At 41.9% G+C, this 2,565-nt stretch carries 3 protein-coding genes and 1 pseudogene; 1 reads left to right on the plus strand and 3 read right to left on the minus strand.

What is annotated here, in order from left to right; translation table 11 throughout:
* Window positions 1-241: 241 nt before the first annotated feature.
* The 3 genes and pseudogenes from F6K49_RS53860 to F6K49_RS40595 form a co-directional block, all read right to left on the minus strand.
* Window positions 242-526: pseudogene (locus tag F6K49_RS53860) on the minus strand (class I SAM-dependent methyltransferase); the annotation flags it as partial.
* A gap of 208 nt (window positions 527-734) precedes the next feature.
* Complete coding sequence (locus F6K49_RS53865) at window positions 735-908, minus strand: zinc ribbon domain-containing protein (RefSeq protein ID WP_366514293.1); 174 nt, start codon at window positions 906-908, stop codon at window positions 735-737.
* 110 nt (window positions 909-1,018) lie between these two features.
* Window positions 1,019-2,128 (minus strand): transposase, encoded by a 1,110-nt coding sequence (locus F6K49_RS40595; protein ID WP_293106553.1) that lies wholly within the window; start codon window positions 2,126-2,128, stop codon window positions 1,019-1,021.
* 62 nt (window positions 2,129-2,190) lie between these two features.
* On the opposite strand from F6K49_RS40595, the gene F6K49_RS40600 reads away from it, so the two are divergent.
* Window positions 2,191-2,358, plus strand: coding sequence for a hypothetical protein (locus F6K49_RS40600; RefSeq protein ID WP_293106556.1), 168 nt, complete (start codon window positions 2,191-2,193; stop codon window positions 2,356-2,358).
* The last annotated feature ends 207 nt before the right edge of the window (window positions 2,359-2,565 follow it).

Below are 2,565 nucleotides of genomic sequence, written 5' to 3' on the forward strand. Positions count from 1 at the left end.
TATGATGTCTTACCACCGCCTACTGCCTACTCCCTACTCCCTGCTCCCTAAAACCCAGGATAAAAGTACTTAAACAAATTAAAAACTGCTATAATGACTTGTCACTAAATTGAAAAACCATCAAATGTTGGCTGGGTAAATCATTATTAGTTTCTTGCCAAATTAAATTCACGGCTTTCATTTCTTTTTTTACCTGGTTCTGAGTCATTTTATGCAAACCTTTAATAGGAATAAGTGGGTTTTATTTTCGATATTCCACCAGCACAACTCTTCCCTTTGGCTTGAGAGCTTTAACAATCCATTTCATCATTTCTCGGGGATATTCAAGCTCATGGTAAACATCTACCATTAAGGCTAAATCAATACTATTTTCAGGAAGTTTAGGGTTAGTTAAACTTCCTAATATTGTCTCGACGTTATTAACATTGTTATCTTCTGTTAAAAAGTCAATGACGTCGATCATTTCTGGCTGAATATCTACTGCTAATACTTTTCCTTCCGGTACCAACGGAGCGATTCGGAAGCTAAATTGAACCTCCCCAACCTAAGAGGATGGGGATTCCCAGGCACAATCTCTAAGAGACTGTTATCTCCATGGGCGTAACTTCCCCCCGCACCGGAGGTAGCTGAGTTTAAAGTTACCGTAAGAACAAGGCAGCCTTTATAGTTAAAGGGTTATGCGTAAAAGGTTCTAGGTTGTTGTAATAAGGCTGCCTTGTTCTAAGGTTTCGTCTCTAGGGGTCAATTCCCAGTTTTTTAAGACCCCGCAGTCTTATGTTTACTGCACCATTTACATCAGCGTCATCGTAATAACCACAGTTGGTACAGACAAACTTTTCCTTTTTTCTGTTTTCCTTACTGATGTGATGACATTTTGGACACCTTTGAGATGTGTGCTTGGGATTTATTTTATTACTGGAATGCCTGACTTCGCAGCCACGACTTCAATCTTTTTCACCAGTTCTCCCCAAGCTGCATTAGAGATTGAGCGATTCAGCCCTCGTCTTGATGCAGTCGCTCATGGGGGAAACCACGGCAGTTGCTCATGGGGGGAACCCCCAAGACCGCACTGCCTCCCCAAGACCGCGCTGCATCGCTTTTTTGCTGATTGTCCATTGCGTTCATAGCCACCATTTTCATTAGGCTTAGGTAGAGAGCGAGATTTCATTGCCTTAATGTTCAAATCCTCGAATACCAAGGCATCTGTACCATCAACTAATTGATTAGCAACATCCCAGTGATAAGCAGTACGCTTATTTGTAATACGCTCATGGAGTGAGGCTACTTCAGCATAAGACTTTCCTCTGTTCTTAGACCCTTTCTTTTTCCTACTAGCTGCTTTCTGCCTCAATTTCAGACGTCTTTCTCTGCGCCTAAAAAATTTTTGTTTAGCTGGGTTGGCTATTGTTTTTCCGCTAGAAATACTGACCAGCTTATTGATTCCCAGGTCACAACCCTTAACCTTCTGAGGACTAATCTCATCCTTCCCTTTTACTGACTGGGTTGGTATTGACTTATCTTCGATTTGAAGACTTACAAACCATCCACGAGCCTTCCGTCGAACAGTAACAGATTTTATATTGAATCCATCAGGGATAGGGCGAGAATTATGAAACCTCATCCAGCCAATCCCTGGGAGATATATGTTGTCCCCATTTAACTTGACTTGACCAGGGGCATATTTAAAACTTCTGAATCGTGACCTTCTCTTGGGTCTTGGGTATCCAGTTTCTCCTTTGAAGAATTTGGAAAAAGCAACATCTAATTGCCTCAAGGTCTGTTGCAAGACTGTTGAGTTGATTTTTTTATACCAGGGTCGCTGCTTCTTAAGAGTAGGAAGACTTGAGCTTTGAGCCTCGTATGCACTCCTTCTTGGATTTTTATGACTATTTTTCCAGGGATAGCCTACAGAGTAATTTTTACTTACAGAACAGGTCAGTGGGCACGCCTCCCCACCACTTTTTAGGTCACAATAATTACCTAATCTTGGAGCTTTCGCCTGATCATAAGATTCATTTCTGTCTCTCAAGAGGTAGTTATACTGCGATATCAACATATCAAGCCACTTATTCATTGTGGCCTCTTGTTGTCGGTTTGGCTTTAATTTATAGACGTATCCCAGTTGCATAATTCGACCTCTTTGTTCATGCTATATTAATTATAGCTTCTGAGAATACGGATGTCAACAACATGGGAAAAAGATCTGGAAGACCTCCAATGCATGGGGAGGCAAAAAAGTCGCATACAGTCAGAACAACCGATGCTGCTTGGGATGGCCTAAAAAAGATGGCAGACAATGCGGGTCTAAATCTATCGGAATATTTAGAGGCTTTGGGGAAGACCGGTCGATTACCTTAGATATTTGTTCGCTTAGCGTGGCCTACGGCCAAGGGAAATTCATCCCCGGAGACGAAACCTTAGAATAGTGGAGCCTTTATGGTTGGTCGGCTATGAGCAAAAGGGTTAAAACTTTATTATTAAGGCTCCACTATTCTTACGGTAACTTCAAGCCCGTCGCAGGGATGGGGTATTCTTTCCCTTCAAACTCCCCTATCTATCAATTAG

The sequence above is a fragment of the Moorena sp. SIO3I6 genome, assembly GCF_010672095.1.

Coding starts and splice junctions, on each gene's coding strand:
- F6K49_RS40595 (WP_293106553.1), bottom strand. CDS start 2,128: ATGCAACTGGGATACGTCTATAAATTAAAGCCAAACCGACAACAAGAG.
- F6K49_RS40600 (WP_293106556.1), top strand. CDS start 2,191: ATGGGAAAAAGATCTGGAAGACCTCCAATGCATGGGGAGGCAAAAAAG.